This window comes from Thalassobacterium maritimum, from assembly GCF_031127805.1.
Classification (GTDB): Bacteria; Verrucomicrobiota; Verrucomicrobiia; order Opitutales; family Coraliomargaritaceae; genus Thalassobacterium; species Thalassobacterium maritimum.
The window spans coordinates 17,805-40,840 of the sequence record NZ_JARXHW010000014.1; the positions used below are offsets into that span (position 1 = coordinate 17,805).

Below are 23,036 nucleotides of genomic sequence, written 5' to 3' on the forward strand. Positions count from 1 at the left end.
ATGCATCCGCTCTACACAGATTTCATGCAGCAAGTGAAGGTCCGAGGCCTACTCACGCTCACCCTTATATTCACGCTGGCCCTTAGCAGCCACGCAGAATCATTGGAGAGCAGCAACCCCTTCCTCCCCCCCGGTTACGGCGAAGAAAAGCCCGAGCCCCCCAAGCCCGTGGTGCAAACCAGCGGCCCAATCAGCCGGGAAGTCGAATTTCGTGGCGTCGTTAAGCTCAACGACAAATATCAATTTAGCGTCTTCAATAAAAGCGAACAAAAGGGCTATTGGATCCAAGAAAACCATGCCGACGGAGGCATCAGCGTGCGAGGCTACGACGCCAATTCACGCACGCTCACTGTCAACATGAACGGCCGCTCCGAACGACTCACACTCATGAGCGTCAGCGACGCTCCACTGCCTGTGATCTCCTCCGTCAGCCAACCTAACAGCAAGGCCGCAACACCGACACTTCCGCCAACGATCAGAAACGCTGGTAACAGCAATAATAACAGCGCGGAAAGCCGCCGGCGCGTGATTCCCCGGCGCCGTGTCATCTTGCCCAAGAAGTAAGTGCGCCGACTTCAACGGTCAACGACCAACGGCAAACGGCCAACGGTTGGGAATGAGAAAATCAACCTAAGTTTGTAATAGGCAAAGCGCTCGCAATCAGATATCTTACTGATCTATGATTAAGCGCGTACTCCATTTCTTCAAAAGTCTATTTGGCTCAGCCGTCACTGAATTAGAAAAAACCAACCCTGAGGCACTCCTCGGAGCGGAAAAAGAGAATCTGCGAAAGCAGATCCAACGCTACAATCAAGGATTGGCGGCACATGCCGCGATGGTTGAGAAGCTGATCACTCAGGTCAATGGCCAGGAGCAACAAGAGGCACAGCTACTAACTAAAATCAAAGCCAATGTAACAGCCGGCAATCAAGAGCTGGCTGGCCGCCAAGCACTCAAGCTCAGCGAAGTCCGAACAGAATTGGCGGCCAACCGCGATCAGTTGGAAGCCGCCGAAAACACCTATCAGGAAATGTCTCGCAACCGTGAAGCCAGCGTCAAAGAAGCTCAAAAGAAGATCGAATCTTTGCAGGCCAAGATCAATGAACTCAAGGTCAAGGAAGCCACAGCGGATCTATCCGAGATGGCCAGCAGTATGACCGCCGACATGGGAGGCGCCAGCGAGACCATGAACCGCCTGGAGCACATGGTCGAAGACGCACGGGCCAAAGCTGCCGGTCGCGCACGTGTGGCGCAAGATAGTATGCCTTCCCTAGAGGTCCCAAGTGCCGAAGAAGAACGCGCGCTGGCTCACGAAGCACTCAGGAGCCTCTCCGGAGAATTGGGCTTCACCACCGCCGTCGAATCCCAAGGCGAAGAAATCCCAGTGGTCACTTTCGAAAAAGAAAATAGTAAAGAAAAGACGAGCTAGTCAGAAAGACTTTACTGCGCGCGCTGCTGTTGTGATTCACGGACCTACGACTGCGCAAACGAAAAGGCTGCCCACACTGCCTATTCGAAGAGTGATGGCAGGCGGGTAAAGAGCCAGACGGTGGCGGTGGACCCAAGCACGTAGGGTGGGATTCGATACCAGGCCTTGGACCAGTTGATGCCTAGGCGTTGGATGACGAAAATGATTGCCCAGCAAACGAGGACGAAGGCGAATTGCCCGAGTTCGACGCCGATATTGAAAAAGAGCAGCACTTGCGGGATCGACTCATTGGGCAGGCCAATCTCTCGCAGAGCCCCGGCGAATCCGAGCCCATGCACGAGTCCGAAGATGAAGGCGATGGCCCAAGGGTATTTCCAAGCGAGTCCGTGCTCGCCGCGTTGCGCCATGAGGATCTCCTTGGCCAGTAACACAATGCTAAGGGCGATCAGCGTCTCTACCACCGATGACGGGAAGCGGAGAATTTCAAAGATCGACAGGCCTAATGTGATACTGTGCGCCAGTGTAAAAGAAGTCACCGTCCAGAGCAATTTACGAGGGCTGGATACGAGTAAGAGCAATCCGAAGACAAAAAAGATGTGATCTGTGCCGATGAGTATATGATGCACCCCTAGCCCAATATAGCGTTTTGCAGTGCGTAAAAAGGAACCGGAACCGGCCTGCAATTGATCCAATTCGACTCGGATGCCGCCTTTGGAGGGTGGGAAAAACTGCCGAACATTCGTGCCGTTTTTCCATACGATGCTCACTTGCACGCCATTCCGCTCCCATGGCAAGAGGATGACGTCACCCGCGGCAAGCGGTCGCCCTTTCGCGGTGAATCGTAATTGCAGGCTGCCTTCGATTACATCCGGCAAGGCATGCCACTCACAATGCTCGGGCAATTGCGGCAACCCGTAGATATTCTGCTCACCCATAGGAACCTCGTAGCGCAGCACATACTCGTGCGTGTCGAGTTCTTCAATACCAAGCTGAGCCACTCTCAAGTCATGCGCAAAAGCCTGCGCTCCGAGAAATAAACCGAGCAGCACAATACTGTATAAATAACGAATCATGGCACGACGTCCACGTATGGAGCTGGCACTTCAATCAAATACGGCTTAGCGAGTTCGTGAATGGCCGCATCTACAGCAGCTTGTTGTTGTGCGGATTCCCAGTTCGATTGTAGAGTGCGTCTAACTTGTTCAAAAGGCATATCCATTGGCCCGATCTTCTCTATGATTCGAACAAAGTGCGTGCCTCGATCTGTAAGGTAAGGCCCCTGCCACTGCCCAAGTTCGAGTTCAAATAATGAATCGGAGACTGCTTCTCCAAGCAGACGATCAAGCTGTGGTTTATAGGTTAATGGTAGCGGATTGGCTAAACGAATCGGATCCCCGAGTCCGGAAGGTGTCTTGCCGGAATTGAGTTGGGCCAATAGGTTATCTGGAATTGCAGTGGAGTCTTTGCGATAAGAGACATGCTCAAACGAGAGGCGCGGAGGGAATCGATACTCTTCGGGAGTCGTTTGGCGTAATTCGATGAGCTCTTCATCGCTCGGTTCCCGCAAGACGGGCTTTAACTCATTACGAATCAATTCCACCAAGAGTTCTTTCACTTGAGAACTTTCGGTTAAATCGCGCCGTAAGGCTTCTTCGAGTAGAATTTGATCCTCAATATAAGTGCGCACCAACTGCGCAGTTTCAATCTGATTGCCGGTCTCGAGTGTCTCCTTCTCTGCCGCGACTTTCATCTGCTCGACTTGCGCCTCAGTCAATACGATCTCCGGCTTGGAAAAAGATTGATAGATGCTGTGCACGCCGAGCATGACGAATGCAATGAGCGCGAAGTGCACAACAGGCTCTTTCATGCAAACTTGTATCCACCCAGCAGAGGATCCGTTATTTGGTTCCGTATTCGATTTCACAATACTTAATCTCTTGCTGGAGGCTTATTCCGATGGATGCGCAGGACGCACACAACGGAAGCCATTGACACCGTAAGGATCATCCCCTGCCGGAGGGAATGGATAGCGGTGAAAGACACGGGCATCGACGCTGTTATTCCACCAACTGCCACTGCGCAAAATACGGTTCGGTGCGGTTGGTGTAGATTCCGGTCCTTTCGGCTCGAAGTCTTCTAGAGCAGTATAATCTTCGGCCCAATCCCAGACCCACTCGTGCACATTCGCCGCCATATCGTAAAGGCCGTAGGCGTTTGCCATATCTTCAGCGACGTAACCGGAGGCGACATCTTGTGTGCCATCAAAGTAACCGATCGGACGTGTAATCGGATACGGATCGAACTGCTGGTTAACCGATACGAGATTCTGCCAGGAGTTGCCTCGTGAAATGACATCTCCGTAACCCCATGGATAGTCAGCTCCAACGAGTCCACCGCGTGCGGCGTATTCCCACTGTGCTTCAGTTGGCAGGCGGTAACCGTTGCCACTCCAGTTCACATGTGCAGTGGTCAGGTCGATTTCGCCGCTACGGTAAACGTTTTCGCCATTTGTATCCGCGTAGTATGCTGGCACGAGACCTTCCATTTCACTGCGCGCATTACACCATTTCACTGCTTCATACCAGGTGATCGGCACAGCCGGGTGGTCATCGGAGGGCACGAAGTCGTAAACATGCAAGACGGTCGGCAAGTCGTATCCGTTGGCATTGGCCCAAGTAGCGACAGTGATCCACTCACCTCGGGACACCTCAAATTTATCCATATAGAAGGCATCGAGGTGCACTGTATGCTCCGGACGAACGTCGGCGATACCAGCGCTATCCTCACCCATGATGAAAGAGCCCGCCGGTATGTGTGCCATCGCTCGGGCGAAGTTGAACTGCGCGGTGCCCGGAGAAGAAATCGCGGCGTCGGCATCTGCACTCGTTGCCACTGGAGAGGCTTCCACTTCGACCGTGAAGAACGCTTGATCATTACCGGCGCCAGGACCGGCAACAGGAATTTCCATTAAGTTGCCATCTCCTTCGACAGCGTCATCGATCGCAGTAAAGGTTGTATTCAAATCCGGAGCGGACTTCACGGTATAACGACGGCCGAGTTGACTGTCCCAGGTGATGTTGATGGTCGGCGAAGCGGCACTTGGAATGTCCATGCCTACTTTCAACTGTCCACCGACTGGCAGTCCGGCGACGAACTCCTGAGCAGCGGTCAGACCATTACCATCTGGATCGGAAGATTCAGCGGCATCAAAATTCCCATCAGATACCAGACCTTGATTGTCTAACCACCAGTGTGGTGTGCCATTGGCAGCTAAGACAGGTGAGAAGTCGGCAACGAGTGCGCGCGGCTGATCGAGTCGCAGGCTGAGAGTTGCTTGAGTCGCATCGGCCTCGCCGAGGTCACCACGCCATTCGACGAAGGTGAAAAACGGCCCAGGCACACTCTCGATATTAACTGTAGTGTTGATTGGATACCACTTGCCGGCATCCATGGGCTTAAGCTTACCTTCGGCACCACTGTCGATTTCCAGTAATACTTGTGTTTCCCAATTCCAGGTGAGGGTCGTATCACCGGTCAGTTCCAGATTGACGGATGATTCGTCGCCGCTGGCACTATTCGCTCCCGTAGTCGACCAGCCCGTGATGATATTACGTGTTTTCCCTTGGCTGACAGCCTCGACAGATGCCTCGACTTCCGCGCCATGACTATAGAGGTGCTCGCCAACTGCTGGAACCGGTGAACCGTAAGCGGAAACGACCGTCAGCGTGTATTGGTCCAGGGCGAAGTTGGCCGTCACAGGGCCAACTGGTTCGCTCATCGATGCGATACTAAACTGGCTACCATTAATGTCCAAACCACTGGTATCCCCCGTCCATGCAGTGAAGGCTGCATTGGTATCGGCCATTGCGCTGACACTGACAGATGCTCCCTCCTCGATCCAAGGAGTCGGTAGACTTATCGAGCCCGGGCCACTCGTCGCGACGTTCAAGTAGTGCTGCGTTTCCCAATTCCAGGTAAAGTCGAGATCGTCGGTCAAAGTAATGTCGACCGAACTGCCACTACCATTGACGACTTCGCCATCGCCCAGAGTGTAGGAATATCCGGTTGGCACATAACGCGTATCCCCGACTGTTTGCGTCGTGGCACTGAAGCTGACTTCGGAATCTTCATCGTAACTGTAAGAACCTGGCAACGGGCTCACAGTGCTAACTGTCGACGCAACTTCGACAGTATAGGTAGGATTCGAACTAGAGAACTCAGCAGTCACAGGGCCGCGTGCGCGGTCCATCGTAAAGGAAATCGTCTCTCCATTAACAGTCGCGCCACTAATGTCGCCGCTCCACTTCACGAAGCTCGCTCCAGTGTCGGGCTGCGCCGTAATGGATACGCTCGCACCGGCGTTTTGCCAACCACTGGACAAGGACACGAGGCCATCACCTACCGACTGTGTCGTGAGTTGATATTGCGTATCGTAATCCCAAGTCAAAGTAGCGCCTCCATCCATCGTGATCGTCGCCACAGCACCGCTACCGGAAGTGTTGACTCGATCGCCAATCAAAGACCATCCGACCACATGCTCGCGCGTGGTGCCATCGACGATGTCTTGCGCACTGATCACCACCGGCTTGCCATCCGCGATCTTATGCGAACCAACTGCAGGCGTCACAGTTGACTGCGGCGACACCACGATCAGCGTCTGATCGAAACGCCCATCGAAGTCGACCAACATATCGAAGAAGCTACCATCCGGATCGTGTAAGCCAGCCATGCCTTGTGAGTCGGAGCTGATATCTTTGCTCCAGTCGCGTCCGAGGTATGGAGAGTAAGTGCTGTGCACCACTTTACCAGCTGAGGGCTGGAATTCCATGATACGCAAGAAGCCGTTACCACCATTGGGCAAGGTTTGATAATCTACCAAAACTTCGTGCACAACATTACCCGCGGCGTTGGTTTCTTCTAAATTATAAATCGCAAAATTGTGTCCACAAATGACCATAAAGATCTGGTTATTTGGATACACGAGCGTATCGAACACTTCGTTTGCCGTATTACGATCAGCGCCACTCACCCAGAGTAGAGGCACACGACCACGCTCACCCGTGCCGGAACCGGACTTACCGCTACCGCCTGATTCGGCGAGATAGTTATGCGTCGTCAACACGGTCAAAGTGGTCGGGTGTGCATCGAGCACTGCTTGAGCCCAAGCGATATCCTGGTCACGCGCATCGATGTCCATGTGTAAATACATCCACTCACGACCATTGACGGTAATGACTTGATAATCACTCCAACCAGTTGGCGAGGATCCCCGATACCAATCATAGATTTGTCCATCAGCTGGATTCACCCAACGGGACGCGCTAGGTCCATAGTGCTCAATATATTTGTCGCTCAAATCATGATTCCCCGGACTGGTGCCGTATGGGATTTGGTCGTTCATCAAATCCATCGCGGCGTTGGCACGTGTCCAGTGATCATCGCTGTATTGATTATTCACAATGTCACCGAGGTGCGTGACGAACTTGATATTTTCGGTCACGATATTGTCCACAATCCACTGCGTCTGCGACTTGTAAATCTCAGCGCGTGAATCATTGTTAACGTAGTTTTGCGTATCCGGAAGTGCGATCACAGTGAACACCTCCTCGACACTAAAGTTTGCGGTAATCGTTCCATACGCACGATCCATTGGGAGCACGATCGTGTTACCACCGATCAAAGCACCTGCGGTATCACCCGTCCAACCACTGAAATAATATCCAGCCGCCGGTGTCGCCGTAATGGTCAACGGTGTCGTATCACCATACCAGCCGTCGACAACATCGACACTGCCGCCAGTTGTCGCTTCAGTATCGATTAAGTATTCGGTCAAGAATAACCAAGTCAGCTCGGTATCGCGAGTAATGTCGAAAGTCACCGTTGCTCCATTACCTGTGCGCGGTGCGCTACCGATCGCAGTCCAACCAATCGGCGTGCTCCGTGTATCGGATGTAGTCTCACCGACAACGGATACGGTCACCTCTGAGCCTGAAGTATAACTGTGTGCACCGGCGACTGGAGTCGATGTGCCTTGCGAAGAAAGAATCGTCAACACGGGGTCAGCCAACGGGTCCGTCACACTGACGGTCACTGTAATTGTATCCGTTGCTAAGCCATCGGATACCGAAACCACGAAACTGTCGATTCCTGAGAAACCGGCATCCGGTGTATAGCTAATCGTCGCCTCCGTATCACTTTGTGTATCGATCGCGGCTGTGCCATTACCTGCAGGAGTCGATACGGACCAAACGAGTGTATTACCGTTCGCATCAGTCACATGATAGACCACTGCCTGAGCATCCGAATCTTTTGTCGTGTTCAGCGCGAATTCGCTCCCTTCAGTGATCACTGGTGTGGTATTGGATACGTTTACTGTGACAACAATCTGATCCGTTTTTGCGCCATCACTCACTTCCACAATAAAACTATCATTCCCGACATAAGCACCGGAAGTGTAAGTGACTGTAGCCTGAGAATTGCCATCAATCGTCACGACCGCCGAACCATTTGCAGCGTCTTCTGCGATGGACCAGCTGAGCGTATCCTCATTGCCATCCGTGGCATTAAATATCAGAGGGTAAGCGACATTCATTTGAGCGCTCACGCTCACCGATTCACCTTCTGTAATCACAGGTGCTTCATTCGGAGTCGGTTTCGTGGTCGATGTGATACGCCCGGCAACAGGGCCAAGTGATGCGATTTGCGTATCCGTCAAGGCCTCATCCCAAAGGGCGAAATTTGTGATATGAAGATTGCCATCATCACCATCATTGTCTCCTAACAGGATGAACTCACTGCCGAGCGCATAGCGCGCATCGATACCGTCTTTCGGTGTGCCCGTATGCCACTGCACTCCATTAACCCACATGGAGCCACCATCGGTCTCACCTGCCTCGACTCGCAACACGACTCGATACCATGCCCCGGCAGATACAGTGTTAGAGCTATAACCTTGAAAGCCTTCATTTGTGCCGATGGCTCCGCTGGTGTTGAAAAAGAGATCGCCGTCGTCGTCGTTTGCGAGCGTAGTTTGGAAGAATGTCTTCCAACCGAGTGAAGGCACATACACATCCCACAGCATTGTGTATTCGTTCGTCAAAGTGCCTCCACCATTCGCTCCAATCGGGTTAGTGACTAAGTAGTTGGTTTGCGTGCCAACATCCATAGCGCCATCATCACTATACGCACCAGCCACCACAGAAGCCGCCTCGCCCTGCTCGACTAAATCATTTCCAATCGTCGCCACGGTAGGATCGACTGCGAAATCAAACTCCCAAAGGCCAACCGGAGTCGGCCATGCGGGATTCGCGGGGTCTTGGACTAAGATCGATACCGTTACCGCATCGCTAGCTTCTGCATCGGCAGCTTCGATTTCAAAACTATCCAAGCCGCTAAAGCCTGCATCCGGAGTATAAGAAAAACTCACAGAACTATCATCACTCTGATGGATCGCGACAGTGCCATTCGCTGCAGGTATCGAAACGCTCCATACGATCGAATCATTCTCAGGATCCGACACATGGAGTGTGCCCTCTACTGCCGCACCGTTAAGCACAGCATCACTCATCCGATAGCTGCTGCCTTCGGTAATTTCAGGTGCCTCATTTGGATCATACTCCAAAGCACCGAGCACGGCATCCCCCGCGGCTCCGATACCGGCAATCGACGCCGGTGAAAGCGGATGATCCCAAATCGCAAAGGCCCCTATATTGAGTGAAGCATTTTCGCTACTATTGTCAGCGAAGAGCAACAACACATCATCCAACGCATAACGCCCGTCTACAGTTTGGTTGCTATGCGTATGAAAAAGTTCGCCGTCGATATAAACTTCAAAGCTCGGCAAGTCCGCAACAATCACGACCCGCTGCCAATTAGCTTCATCGATTGCGGCACTCGTATAACCCGCATCAGCGGTGCCCATGGTGTCATTATTACTACGGATGAAATATTCGCCGTCGCTCGCGTTGGTCGTGTCGGTTTGGAAAAAACAACGCCATGCACTACGACTCCCGGATGGAGAGAACACATCAAACATCAAAGTATATTCATTCACACCCGTGCCGCCGCCATTGGCTGCGATACCATGGGTCAAGTTCAGGCGATTCGCAGTTCCCGTGACAGTTGTTATGACGCCATCGAGACTCAATCCATTGGCATCAGCCAGCGCACTCGTCTGCGAAGGCGTGCTGCCTTCAACCTCAAGTGTAACACCATCGTTCGCAAGCGTCGCTGCAGTAATATTCGCTGCATCATCAAAATCCCAAAGACCCACAGGTTCCACAACAAATCCCGAAAGACCGGCGTCGGCGCTTCCCATGTCAGCGATTTCGTGATCACTTAAGCGCTCATCATACAGCGCGATATTACTGACGATCACCCGTGACTGTTCAGCAGTCGTATTATCCTGAAAGATTCCAAATGTGGATGCAATCGAAGCGCGGTCAAAATCGAGTGTGTTGTTACTATTGTTATCACCAATTTTGACACCATTCAAATAGACACTGCGGCCCACTCCGCCGTTATCGACCGCATAGACGAAGCGATACCATGTATTACTCAAAAATGTGCCACTACTACCGGTGTAATTAATTGCTGCGACACCAAGTTCCGTATTCCCCGTCTGCTTACGGATAAAATAATCACCATCTCCCCCACTATTAAATTCTAGTATTCCGGTGAAGTTACCATTGTCCGCACCACCGTCGGTAAAATCAGGCACCATCATATCAATCACGATGGTGAACTGATTGCTTCGAGTCGCGGCCTCATCTCCATTCGCTCCGATAGGATTCGTCGCCGTCAAATAGGCAGTGCGCGCAACATCCGCGGCACCCGGCACATCCGCAGATGCAATCACAGTGCCGTTCAGAAGCAATGGGCTTCCGATACTGGCTGCGCCGAGATCGGATGGATCTTCAAATTCCCAGAGCCCCACAGGCTCCGCCGCAAAGATAGAGGCAGGCAACAGAGCTGCCAAGGCGAGTGATGAGTGTGCAAACGCACGACGAATAAATGATTTCATGGTGAAAAGGCTCAAAGGCCATCGCGGTAAAATTGAAAAATCGGGCGACTGAAATAAGCCCGAATATTATATATAATTCCTTAAGAACGGCGGCGGATCATGCTAAACCCCAACGCAGCCAGTCCGATCAACATCGCATAAGCAGAAGGCTCTGGAACAATTGCGTCGGCACTGGCTCCACCAAAACCAGAAACTTCAACCTCGCTCAAAGTGTGATCCCAGAAAGCTAAATTGTTGAGTAATGCCTCACTAGTCTCAGCACCATTATCCACAAGTATGAGTAATGAGCTACCGACATTAAACCGATCCGCAGTGCTGGTCACCTGGTTCACCAAAGAACCATTTATATAATACGACAATTGCGAGTCATCAAATGTAATGGTAATACGATTCCACTCTGAAGCAGCAACAGTTCCTGCATAATCACCACTGACTCCAATGCCATTGGCACTATGAATAAAGGAATCACCATCACCCGCATTTCCAGTGTCCGTCTGAAAGAGTGAAGTATAGTTCCCCGCAAATCCTTGATCAAAATTGATATCCATCATCAAGGACCATGCGCTTGTCGGTGCGCTCGCATCATTTGTCATCACCAACCACTGCTCACCGCTACCACTTGTTACATTATAGCCGAGACGAGCGAGGTTTGCCACTGTCGCCGTTTCTCCACCGATCATTGCGGAATCATAAGATTCAACGATCGCACTGCCGGAATCTGAAACCGTAGTCAGCGCACTCCCGCCAAGAACGCGATTAGTCAAATCACCATCAAAAGCCCATGAGCCAACGAGTGAGGCCGATGCTACTTGCATTAGAATTACGGAGCCGAATGCACAAAGTGTGGTAGTTTTCATATTAAGTTGCCTTATGAAGGAAGTTATAGCCGTGTTGAAACGCACCATCCCGGCAGAGGGAGGCACATGAAGGAGCCGAGGTATTTCAGCAAAAGATAGCCCCGCAATAGCAAAAATCCTTCGTCACACAGCTTTCACATGACGCCAATATTACTGACACTGTTATGACACAAAACTCCTCTCAAAAAGATTTAGACGAACAAACTTCGTCCAATAATTGAGTTAAGTAAGTTGAGAATACTCTCTCTTCACGCGCTTTATTAATCTTTAAGATTCATGTCTCCGTGTCCGAAGAACTTTACTGCGCAGACTCATCATTGTGATTCACGCTAATGCGACTGAGCAAAGAGTCGATCGATGTGATCAGCGTATTTAAAACCGTGAGCGACGACTTATCCAGACTGAAGGCAACTTCTTGTAGATGGGCTTGAGATGAAGAGAGTTCAGCAGACTCGGCCTCATCATTTGTTCGACGCTGGGTGACTGCTTGCTGAATCGCTTGGCTCAACTCAAAGGTCTGACCGTTCGACTGCTGCAATTGCGCAGCAATTGCCTGCAATGCCTCCAGTAAACGCGGCATATCCTCAGCACTCAGCTTCGCTAAATCTGTTTGATGCGCACTGGCGCGATCGAGCGAAAGGGCCCCCTGATCTTGTACCACATTCACCAGCTCACGTATCGCACCACCAATGCCATTTTCAGCATCGCTTCGGCCAGCAGCCAAGGCTTGTCCAATCCCATCCAGCCCTTCCTTGAAGTCGGACAATTGAGCCACCACTCGATTGATGGGATCGCCCTCGCTGCCACCGAGCAATTTCTTTCGGTTGAAACGTTTCTTAATTTCATCCCAGCGTGCCTGTTCTGCCTCGCTGAGTTTGCCTTCAATCTCTTTGAACTTAAGCAAATTGGCCTCGGCCCCATCGGTGAGTGTCTGCGCCTCGCCGGTGTAGTGGTCGACAATGAGTTGCTCGACTTCTGCATCTGTCATGATGGGCAAGAGCTTCTCCGCGATCCGATTCATATTACGATACGAGCCTTGCAGTTTAAAGGAGGGCTCGGTGCGATAATCGTCGGCCTGCGCAGCGGAGCGCACATACTCTAGATTGACCCGCAAGATAGTGTCGCGCACGCGCATCATCATCTTCATCACAGCGACCATGTCGTTGATCTCCTCCATCGAGTAGGAAGAAACGAAGCTTACGCCTTCACGCTGATCGGTCTCCGCAATTTGCATCACGGCATACACATCCTTGCGATCCTTGCCAGCAAGTATGCCCAAGGTGCGATTCGAGGTTAATGAATTCTCAATATAAGAGGCCTCAAAATATTGGCTGTTCTCACCGATAATATCGCCGAGATTGTAGGTGTCGGCACGATTCGCCAACATGTCGGGAATCTGAAATTTGCCCCCGGCCTCGGTATAAGGATTGCCCGCCATGACCACCGCCACTTTGCGTCCACGAAAGTCATAGGTGCGCGACTTCCCCTTATACACGCCCTCAATACGGCGGGTGCCATCACAGAGGGAAATAAACTTTTGCAAGAGCTCGGGGTTGGTGTGCTGAATATCATCTAGATAGATCAACACATTATCCCCCATCTCGAAGGCTAAGTTAATTTTTTCCACTTCCTGGCGAGCTGCCAAGTTGGGGCATTGTGAGGGATCGAGCGAAGTGACGTCGTGCCCGAGCGAGGGACCATTGACTTTGACAAAGGTGATCCCCAGGCGATTGGCGACATACTCCATCAAGGTTGTTTTACCATAGCCCGGCGGCGAGATCAGCAACAGCAAGCCCATGCGGTCGGTGCGTGTATCCTCACCGGCACTACCGATTTGCTTGGCAAAGTTCTCACCGATCAAGGGAAGGTAGACTTCATCCAGCAAGCGATTGCGCACGAAGGCGCTCAGGACTTGCGGCTTAAACTCGTTGAGGCGCAGCTCGGCCTCTTGTTGTTCTAGCAGTTCCTTCTTGCGAGACTCGTAGCGAAAATAAAGAGCTTGATCCTGAGCTTCGAACTTTCGCATGCGTTGCATAAACTCGAGGTAATTAAAGTGATACCCCCCCCCATCGGCGATGATGCGGTGGTCACCCTTGAGGCCAGCAACGGTATGCTTGATCGGCACGTTGAGAATCTTACGACGCTCGAGACCACCGCGCAGTAAATGTGCAGCTGCCTCGGGCAGGAATACCCGCAAGTCCGCATCTAGCTGATGTGTGACAGCGTAGCCCTCCAACCAATCATGAATCACACGATACTCGCTCAGCACATCGCCGCTGACTTGCTGCACCGCACCTTGATAGGCCTCCTCAAAGCGTTTAGTGGAAAGCTCTCGCTTAAAACGATCGATCAAATCGGCAGCCTCTTTGGTGCAATAAAGATCGGCATCCTGAACGATTTCATAAAACAGATACTCCGCAGCAGTGGCGTACTCGATCGATTCAAAAAATGCACTCTCCTGAGCAAAGCGAGCAATGGCTTCACTGAGCTCATCGATGTAATTTTTCTGCGTATGATGATTCGGAAAGAGGCGCAGCATCTGGCCGAAAGCATCGATCCGCTCGCGTAGATGGTTAGTCAAGCTCTGCCCAGCTTGGCTGTGCCAAAAAACTAAGGCGCAAGCGCGGACGCCAGGGCTGTAGCGCAGTAAACCAATATTAGAATGTGTTTGCGCCAGCTGATTGAGAATCGCGCAGGCATCAAAGTCGTGCACACCCTTAGTATAGGACTCTTGATAACGGGGCGCCATAAAATCGCGCACCGATTCCAGACGCGCCTCCTCACTGAGTTGTAAATAGTCCTCGGCCCCCTGCGCCTCCAAATATTTGTAGGCCAAATACTCGGCACGATACACTTGATCGTTCTCCGAGCAGCCATGCATCTGCCACGCTGGCTGAGTCTCCAGCAATTCGGAGTCCTGCATTTTCTCGTAAAACTGAGTGCCCGAGAGATGGGTATACAGCGCCCCCTCACGCAAGACTGATGTCAATTCGAGTGTCTGCGTATTCACAGTAAAGGCGTGACGCCCAAACTTAATGAGGTTTTCCCCATCAACGAAGAGCTCTTGTTTATCTTTGAGCTGCCGCACGGCATCGCCCTGAATGGTTTTAAGCCGCGTCAGCAACTCGTCGCCCTTCATGCCCTCTCCTAATGCTTTGAGCTCTTCGACGAGGTCGCGCACCTTGTCGACCATGAGGTCGGAGGCAAAATACCCGTTGATATCGTTGATCTCTTTGAGTGCCTTGGCGCGATTATCGATGCCTTTTAAAATGCGCTCTGCAGATTGTACCAGCTTGCTCACGCGGCGATTGCGCGCCTCCTGCAAACTCGCCTTCTTGGACTCGAAGGTATTGTAAAGTTCCGCCCGCTTGTCGGCCAAGAGCTCGATAAATTCATCAAACTCCGCGTATTTGCCCTCCAGTTCTTCCAGCTGCACGACCGCCTTAGTCAAGAACTCATCACAGCGCTCGGGCTCATCGGCGATGTCCAGATAGTTGGCGACTGATTGCTCCAGTAACTTGATCTGCGCTTGAAATTGCGCCGAGCCCTCCTTGCGCATCAGCTCCTGGCGCGAGCGTTTCACCTCGGCCTTGAGGCGATTGAGCTCGGTAAAAATATCAGAAATGGTGTCGATGATGCGCGTGGTCTCGGTGGCATCTTCGATCTTAAGGTTCGAAACCATTTCGATCAGCATTTCGAGTTGCGCGCCGGTGCCGTCGAGCTCGCCCAGCAGATCCTTCGCCATGGCGGCGGTTTTGATCTCCGGCATCGCGCTCTCCACCTCCTGTAATTGCTGGTGGTAAGGCGCGAGCGCCTGTGGCTGCAGCAGGAACTCAACGGTCGCTTGCGCAAGCGAATCCATTTGAGTCGCGACGCCCTCTTCCAGCTCATCACACAGTGCGATATCGACGTATTTTAGATCCCGTAGGCCAATCACTTCGCCCCGCAATCGACGCAGATGAGCCAAATAATCGACAAAGACGCGCACATCTTCCGGCTGCGCGCCCGCAAGCTCGGTAAAAAGTTTACGCGCCTGTGTTTGCACCAGCTGAGTCTGCTTCAAGGTCGACTTGCGAATGCGCTGCACTTTCTCAAATTCTGCAATGGCGGCTTGGCCGGTATCACGAATCTGAGACAGTGTATCTTTGAGATTAAACGCATCCTCAGAGCCGAGCCAGAAGTAGCTATCAATGGTGGCCACACAGGTCTTCACCAGATCTAGGTAGAGCCCCTCGTAGGCATCCTCGCGCTGCAACAAATTATAGATGCTGTGACATTCTGCGATGCAGCGCACAATGCTGGCGTTACCGATCTTAAATAAATAATTATCGCTACTCGCTTCGACAGTCAGCTCTTCCGTCGCATACGGAGTCTGCCAGATTTGCAAGGTGTGGTGCTTTTGCGGCTCCTCATGTGCTTTAAAATAAATCAGCGAGCCATCCTCAAATGTACTGTAGCCGTGTGCTTCGATCGGACTCTCTACTTTTTGAGCAATGAGATTATAGGAGAGCAATTGATACAGGCCCTCACTTTGCTGATAAAACACATAGAGAAAATCCTCTCCATTAGGTGCTTTCAACACGCGCTCAAAGGTCATCTCGCCGGTGGCATGACTGAAGCGCTTAAAATCGCCATTGTGGAGGTAATACCCGTCCGCAAAAATCACCCCGTGATCTTCGGGCAACATCACACAGGAGTGTGCCACCGAATCCACGCGCTTCACTTCTTTCACCTTTTCGTTATAAATGAAATAGCGCGTCTGCTTCTCCTGGTAGGGCGTAATGCGAAGAAAAATCAGGCTGCCCACACATGCATAGTGAATGTCAGCATCGTCCAGCGTTTGATCAGGATTCTCAACAGGCTCGGAATAAATCCCCTCCCCACTGTCGGTATTGTCTTCAACCTTAATCGTTAGATCGCCTCCGATGGTTTCGACAAACAAGCGATCATCGATCGAGACGTGCGGAAAGCTGCCCGTACGGTGCAGGTCGCGATGCGCCCGTGTCCATTTAAACGAGTGTTGATCGGGAAACACATACTCGTGCTCGAAGCGATTACCGAGGTAGCTTAAAGTATCGTCCTGTATCAGCCATTTGAATACCTTAACATCACGCAGATCGTCACTAATCTGAAACACCATCAAAAGGTGTGGGCCGACGATCATAAACTTCGCAAAGAAAGTATTTTTATAATATTTATAAAGGTACTGAAAGTCCGCCTCAAACTCACTGGACTCGAGTGCCACCAGCGGCTCCTCATGAAAAGAGTGATCCGAGGCATCGTAGCGAAACTTGGCAAAAACATCCGTCACCTCCACCTGCGACTTCAGGCCCATGTGCACATTGTAGCCGAAAATAAAACGCCCTCCCGGCAATGCAATCATACCGCGCGGGATGCAATTGTTCCCCGTCTGTATTCGATCGGTCGCCAGCAAGTGAGTGTCCACCGCACCGAACACGGATTTACGCTCCGCATCAAGCTGCTGCACGCGCTCCAAGAGCGCACTGCTTTGAGTCGTCAGGCGATTACGAATCACCTCATAAGCGCCCCCTTCGAGTTTTTGCTCTGTCGCTGGATTCTGACTAGCCATACTGGATCAATTGCCTGCTGTTTATATAAAGTCGCCGCAGAAGACAGCGACAGCTGCGCGCTGTCGCTGCCCCTAGCAGCTTAGTGTCGGCTAGCGCCTATTTTTGCCCCATACTAAGGAACTGTTGCACACGCTCATTGGCCAGACCGAACTTCTCAGCCATGCCGGCCAGTCCGCGGATGCGGCTGAGCTGATCTTCATCATTAGTTTCCGAAGCCAACTTCATCATCAAGTTAGCGATCGACAAGTCCTTCACTGTGGCCACATCGATGTTGAAGTCTTTCAACCAGTTTGAAACCTGAGCTCGGAAATATTCAGGGTCTCCATTGAAGAAGGTCTCCTTCACATCAGTCAGTGCGGGACTGCTACTCAAGGTGCGCTCAAAGGACTTACCACGAGTCACAGCGCCAATGATATCGTTATAAAATTCGGTGCTACCACCCACGATATCAACCTTAGTATTCTTAAGCGAATCAGAGAGCACTTGGGCCTGATGACGCGCGATATTTTCGTTAACACGAATGCTTTCGAGCTCGACCTCTTTGTCCTTTTCGAGGCGAAGTTTAAACTCTTCGTGCTCCTTGCCCGCTTCGTTGAAGAGTTTCATCGCAGCAGCCTTTTCGGTAATGCCCTTGGCATCGGCTTCGAACTTTAATGAGGCAGATTTAGCATCGGCTTCGCCCTGTCTCAAGCTGGCAGCAGCCCTTGCTTCCAAGACCTTGGCATCGCCTAGACCTTCGGCCGCGGTTTCCGCCGCAACGCCTTCTGCGAGGTGCTTCTTGGCGAGCGCTTGTTTGACCGAAGCGGCTTCTTCTGCTTCAGCGGCGATGATCATCTCTTGCGCAGACAGCTCAGTAGCTTGCTTGCTAGACTCGGCCCGGCGGACCTCCTTGTAATATTCTTCGTCAGCCTTCAACTTTTCAGCCTCTTGGCTAGCTTCAGCTTCCTTCAGTCGAGTTAGCTTCTCGCGTTCGGCCTTTTCTTCCGCATCTGTAATTGCGATGCGCTTTTGACGATCAGCAGTGGCAAAGGACTCGGTATCTTTAATCTTTTCTTGCTCGATCACGACGGTCTTCTCAACCATCACACGCTCTTTAATGACATCTTGGATATTGCGCTTTTCAATTTCGACCGCCTTGGTCTTTTCGATGTCCGCCAATGTAGTGACCTTATCGCGCTCCACGACTTCGAGTTGACGGTCACGTTCGACACGCTCGGTTTCTACCGCTTCGGTCTTCTGCTTATTCTTTTCTGCCACGATCACCTGGCGCTGCATGTTTTCACGAGCGATTTGTAATTCTTCGTCAGTGTTGATCTGAGCTTGCTCGGCGCGTAGGCGTTGCTCTTCAGCAACGCGCTTCGCTTCAGCTTCCTCACGCGAACGAATCACGGAAATTTCACGCTTTTGCTTCTCTTCAGCCTCCGCTTGTTGTTTCTCCATCTCCAAGACTGCCTCGATACGCTGCACATCGTTCTGCTTGATGGTTTGAATGCGGCGATTGGCAATCTCGTTTTCCAGAATCGCCTGAGTCGCCGTGCGCTCGGCAATCTTCTTAATGCCCTCGGAGTCGAGGATATTGTCCGGATTTAAAGCTTCAAGTGGAGTTTGCTCCAGGTAATCAATTGCCACGTCTTCCAGCGCGTAGCCATTCAAATCCTGCCCGATAACTTCAATGATCTTATTACGGAAATCAATGCGGTCGGTGTAGAGGCTTTCAAAGTCGAATTGCTTACCTGCAGTCTTCAAAGCTTCCGAGAACTTGGCATCGAAGAGCTCGCGAATTTTATCCAGATCCGACGCACGCTCACAGCCGACTGCCTTCGCGACCGCTTTCACATCATTTTCATGCGGATTCACTCGCACGTAGAAGCCAACACTGATATCCGCTCGCACATTATCCTGACAGATCAAACCATCCTTGCCACGACGATCCAAGGGCAAGTGCTGCACTCGCAAGTCCATGATTTCCAGTTTGTGCAGCACTGGCACACTCACCATGCCCGCAAATGAAACCTGTGTGCCGCCAAAACCATTGCGCACGAGTGCATAGCCTTGGTCGACCTTACGGTACATTTTTATAAGTGTGACCAACAAACCAACAATCGCCGCGGCGACTCCTAGCAACACTGTGAGGCCCACAGATTCAATAATGGCAAGTGACTGTATCATATTCATATTATCTTAGATCTTGGTTAATTCGTTGGTTATCTTCCTGACTGTATAAAGCATACGCTGCGCATCTTCGCTAATGATCAATGCAGTATCCCCCGCTTGCAGCGGGGCACTCTCCGAAGCAAGGCGCACATTCACCACCAAAGGACCTTCCGGCGTGCTGACCTCGGCTTGCCCAAAACTTGCATCCACTCGGTCTGAACGCACATGGCATGTTCGCCCAATCATCGTCAAATTGCCGTCGGTCTTGTCTTCGAGTCGCTGGTAAAAGACCGCCACCGGCCACAAGGCCAAAGACGAAACGATCAAGCCCGGCACTGCGACCGCAGCGGACAGCGCAAAACCAATGATCCCGGAACCTCCGGAATTTAAATAAAAGTTGCCAATTAAAGCCATCGACCAGGCACAAATCACTAAGCCCGACACCACGACCATCAGAGGCAGGCTGCCGAGATGAATAAACTCCATCAAGCCAGTGAGTGCCCCACCACCCGTATTGGCATCAATATCAGCGTCGGCATCCACATCGACATCGGCGTCCACGTCAAAATCGAAGCCTAGAAAATCCAGATCCACGACTCCGATAACCGCAATCGACCAATACAACATGACTAGGATCAGCATTAGAGTCCAGGGCATGTTGTACCAACGCAAGGCTTCAGTAAACAGTTCTTCAATCATTTGAGTGGGGCAAAATAATAACAGAAAAAGTGAGCAAATATATTACAATAAGCGAGAGATTTTATACAAACACCTTGCCAAAATAAGTAATTTCTAAAAATCATTAGCTGTGCAATCCCACGAAATTATCAAAACTTGCTTCGTTGACAGCTCTCCGAAGGCACTCGCCGCCGAACTCGGCATATCACAGTCCCTCATCTATAAGTGGTCGCAACCAGTAGGTGAAACTCAAAGCGGCTCTAAGAACCCCTTGGATCGGGTTTGCGCCCTCAACGAGGCCTGCGGCGACAACCAACTGATCAAATGGTTGGCTGCGCAAGCGGACGGTTATTTCGTGCCAAACAATGTCGTATCCGCAAAACATGACGCACTGAACCCAGCCACGCATGAGATGGTCAGTCAATTTGCCTCTCTACTCGGAGAAATCGCCAACGCTGGCCTCGACGAACGCATCACCCAAGAAGAAGCTGCCGGCATACGCAAGCGCTGGGACACACTCAAATCCTTCGCCGACGGTTTTGTAAACGCCTGTGAACGCGGCGACTTCGATCAAATGAAAGAGATCGAAAAGCAGTGGAGCCGAAGCGCTTGAGCGCACTTGGGAATGACACGAAAAAGCCCGCAGCTTTTACAAGCAGCGGGCTTTTGGAAATATTACGTGATGCGGCGTGAGTCGCACCTACGCGGCATTAACTAGACGTTAATGGAAATATCAACACCAGCAGGCAGGTTGAGCTTCTTGAGCTCATCCACTGTGGCTGCAGTTGGCTCGACGATATCGATCAGGCGCTTATGTGTGCGAACTTCAAACTGATCCATCGACTTTTTGTTAACGTGAACGGAACGATTCACAGTGAACTTTTCGATCTTAGTTGGAAGGGGCACAGGACCAGCAACGCGAGCGCCAGAGCGCTTAGCTGTTTCGACGATGTCCGCAGCGGACTGGTCAATTACGCGATAATCAAAGCCTTTAAGGCGAATACGGATACGTGGTGTGCTCATATTTTATATTTGTTTGGTTAAGGTTTACTGATGTTTCAGTTAAAATGTGCTTTTGAAATTGAGACTAAATGCTTTCTTGCTTAATCCCGATTAATAGCGCCCCCGAGTGGAGGTTTCTAAAATTTTATTAAGGATGTTCTGCGGGACCGGCTCGAAGGATTCGGGCTCCATACTATAGGAAGCGCGTCCTTTACTGAGCGAACGCACGATGGTGGCGTAGCCAAACATCTCTTGCAGCGGCACTAGGGCGGAGATCGAAATGAAAGCGGACTTACCAGTTACATTCTGAATCTGACCGCGTCGACGATTGAGATCCCCCATGATATCACCTTGATACTCGTCAGGTGTTTCAACTTCGACCTTCATCATGGGCTCGAGCAGCTGTGGGCTCGCCTTTTCCATAGCATCGCGGAAGGCGAAAATACCGGCCATCTTGAAAGACATCTCGGAGGAATCGACTTCGTGGAAAGAACCATCAAAGAGGGTGACTTTCACATCGACAACGGGATAACCACAAACGGAACCGTTGTTAGTCGCTTCACGAATACCATCCAAGGTTGGCTTAATAAATTCTTTTGGAATGACGCCGCCAACGGTCTTGTCGACGATTTCGATACCAGCGCCGCGCTCGAGCGGCTCCAACTTAATACGGGCATGGCCATATTGGCCACTGCCACCAGTTTGACGCACGAACTTACCCTCGCCTTCTGAATTGGTTGAAACGGTTTCGCGGTAGGCAATTTGCGGGCGTCCGGCTTCGGCGCCGACTTTAAATTCGCGGAAAAGACGATCCTTAATGATTTCGAGGTGCAACTCACCCATGCCAGCGATGATCGTCTGGCCAGTCTCTTCGTCGCTACTGACAACAAAAGTTGGATCTTCTTCGGACAAGCGCTGCAAACCAGTCGCCATCTTTTCCTGGTCAGCGGAGGTCTTGGGCTCGATCGACATCGAGATCACTGGCTCTGGAAATGTAGGCGGTTCTAAACGTATGTCCACGCCCTTTGCGCAAAGAGTATCCCCGGTCACAACATCGCGAGCACCGACAATGGCGCATATATCCCCCGAATAGGCGACATCAATATCTTCGCGTGAGTCAGCCTTCATGACCAGTAAGCGCGAAATGCGTTCGGTTTTACCGGTGCGTGGATTATAAAGTGCGGTCCCCTTAGCCAAGCTACCGGAGTAGACTCGCATGAAAACTAGCTTACCGACATAACCGTCGTTCATTAACTTGAAAGCGAGTCCTGTAAACTTGGCGTTGTCATCGGGCGCAACTTCAACATCGCGGCCGGCTTCTGTCTCCCCCTTCATAGGCGGTAGATCGAGCGGACAAGGCAAATAATTGACAACCGATTCTAAGACGGCCTGCACGCCCTTATTTTTAAAGGCGCTGCCAGGAATCACACCACAGAAATCAAGTGAAATGGTGGCTTTACGAATGGCTGCACGAATATCGTCGGCACTGAGCTCTTCGCCCTCCAAATACTTATCCGCCAGCGCGTCATCAAAGTCGGCCAGCGCTTCGATCAGCTTCTCGCGATACTCTTGGGCTTGATCGACATAATCAGCGGGGATCGGCCCCAGCTCAAATGTCATACCTGAAGCATCGGCGGCATCGTAAATACGGGCATCCATGGATGCGAGATCGATCAGACCGACAAAATCTTCCTCCGAACCAATCGGTAAAAAGATGGCGTGTGCATTCGCAGCGAGGCGATCGCGCATGGACTCAATGGCCGCAAAAAAATCCGCGCCCACGCGGTCCATTTTGTTTACGAATGCGATGCGCGGGACCTTATACTTGGTCATTTGGCGCCAGACCGTTTCGGACTGCGGCTGCACGCCAGCGACGGCACAAAAGACACCTACGGTGCCATCGAGCACTCGCAGCGAGCGTTCGACTTCTGCCGTAAAATCGACGTGCCCGGGGGTGTCGATAATGTTAATCTTATTACAGATTCCGGCAAATGGACCTTCTTGATTGGTCCAGTTACAGGTGATCGCAGCCGAAGTGATGGTAATACCACGTTCGCGCTCTTGATCCATCCAATCGGTAACAGCGCTACCTTCATGAACTTCGCCCATCTTATGGACGACACCTGCGTAAAATAAAATTCTTTCCGTCGTCGTTGTTTTGCCTGCATCGATATGCGCAGCTATGCCGATGTTGCGCGTATGCTCCAAGGGGAACTTACGCTTAGGCGAGTTAGCTGACGCTGTGCTAGTAGCGGACATAAAACAATTAGACTGGAAAAGAACGAGTGGCGCGAGGAAGTCCT

At 51.5% G+C, this 23,036-nt stretch carries 12 protein-coding genes; 3 read left to right on the plus strand and 9 right to left on the minus strand.

The annotated features are described in order from the left end of the window. Together QEH52_RS07860 and QEH52_RS07865 are read left to right on the plus strand one after the other, a co-directional pair. Window positions 1-564: a hypothetical protein gene (locus tag QEH52_RS07860; RefSeq protein ID WP_308949556.1), complete on the plus strand. Its 564-nt coding sequence runs from the start codon at window positions 1-3 to the stop codon at window positions 562-564. Window positions 565-679: 115 nt separating this feature from the next. After that, the gene (locus QEH52_RS07865; RefSeq protein WP_308949557.1) at window positions 680-1,429 is read left to right on the plus strand and encodes a PspA/IM30 family protein; all 750 of its coding nucleotides are present in this window, start codon (window positions 680-682) and stop codon (window positions 1,427-1,429) included. Between the two features lie 80 nt (window positions 1,430-1,509). Here the strand turns inward: QEH52_RS07865 and QEH52_RS07870 are convergent, their stop codons facing one another. From QEH52_RS07870 to QEH52_RS07900, 7 genes are all read right to left on the minus strand, one after another. Beyond that, window positions 1,510-2,502, minus strand: a complete 993-nt coding sequence (locus tag QEH52_RS07870) for a HupE/UreJ family protein (RefSeq protein WP_308949558.1) — start codon at window positions 2,500-2,502, stop codon at window positions 1,510-1,512. Next, window positions 2,499-3,296: a peptidylprolyl isomerase gene (locus tag QEH52_RS07875; protein WP_308949559.1), complete on the minus strand. Its 798-nt coding sequence runs from the start codon at window positions 3,294-3,296 to the stop codon at window positions 2,499-2,501. The genes QEH52_RS07870 and QEH52_RS07875 overlap by 4 nt, the downstream gene beginning before the upstream one ends. Window positions 3,297-3,377: 81 nt before the next feature. Continuing rightward, the gene (locus tag QEH52_RS07880; RefSeq protein ID WP_308949560.1) at window positions 3,378-10,451 is read right to left on the minus strand and encodes an SUMF1/EgtB/PvdO family nonheme iron enzyme; all 7,074 of its coding nucleotides are present in this window, start codon (window positions 10,449-10,451) and stop codon (window positions 3,378-3,380) included. Between the two features lie 80 nt (window positions 10,452-10,531). Next, the gene (locus QEH52_RS07885) at window positions 10,532-11,308 is read right to left on the minus strand and encodes a LamG-like jellyroll fold domain-containing protein (protein WP_308949561.1); all 777 of its coding nucleotides are present in this window, start codon (window positions 11,306-11,308) and stop codon (window positions 10,532-10,534) included. 298 nt (window positions 11,309-11,606) lie between these two features. Beyond that, window positions 11,607-16,898 carry a DNA repair ATPase gene (locus tag QEH52_RS07890; protein ID WP_308949562.1) on the minus strand — a complete coding sequence of 1,764 codons (5,292 nt, stop codon included), beginning with the start codon at window positions 16,896-16,898 and terminating at the stop codon, window positions 11,607-11,609. 97 nt (window positions 16,899-16,995) lie between these two features. Continuing rightward, on the minus strand, window positions 16,996-19,074 hold the full coding sequence (locus QEH52_RS07895; RefSeq protein ID WP_308949563.1) for a hypothetical protein: 2,079 nt from the start codon (window positions 19,072-19,074) through the stop codon (window positions 16,996-16,998). 6 nt (window positions 19,075-19,080) lie between these two features. Further along, the gene (locus QEH52_RS07900; RefSeq protein WP_308949564.1) at window positions 19,081-19,752 is read right to left on the minus strand and encodes an OB-fold-containig protein; all 672 of its coding nucleotides are present in this window, start codon (window positions 19,750-19,752) and stop codon (window positions 19,081-19,083) included. Between the two features lie 109 nt (window positions 19,753-19,861). Here QEH52_RS07900 and QEH52_RS07905 point away from each other — a divergent pair, with 109 nt between their 5' ends. Next, window positions 19,862-20,344 carry a phage regulatory CII family protein gene (locus tag QEH52_RS07905; RefSeq protein WP_308949565.1) on the plus strand — a complete coding sequence of 161 codons (483 nt, stop codon included), beginning with the start codon at window positions 19,862-19,864 and terminating at the stop codon, window positions 20,342-20,344. Between the two features lie 101 nt (window positions 20,345-20,445). Here QEH52_RS07905 and rpsJ read toward each other — a convergent pair whose 3' ends face one another. Both rpsJ and fusA read right to left on the minus strand, forming a co-directional pair. Continuing rightward, the gene (rpsJ, locus tag QEH52_RS07910) at window positions 20,446-20,754 is read right to left on the minus strand and encodes a 30S ribosomal protein S10 (RefSeq protein WP_308949566.1); all 309 of its coding nucleotides are present in this window, start codon (window positions 20,752-20,754) and stop codon (window positions 20,446-20,448) included. Between the two features lie 90 nt (window positions 20,755-20,844). Beyond that, complete coding sequence (gene fusA, locus QEH52_RS07915; protein WP_308949567.1) at window positions 20,845-22,992, minus strand: elongation factor G; 2,148 nt, start codon at window positions 22,990-22,992, stop codon at window positions 20,845-20,847. Window positions 22,993-23,036 lie beyond the last annotated feature (44 nt).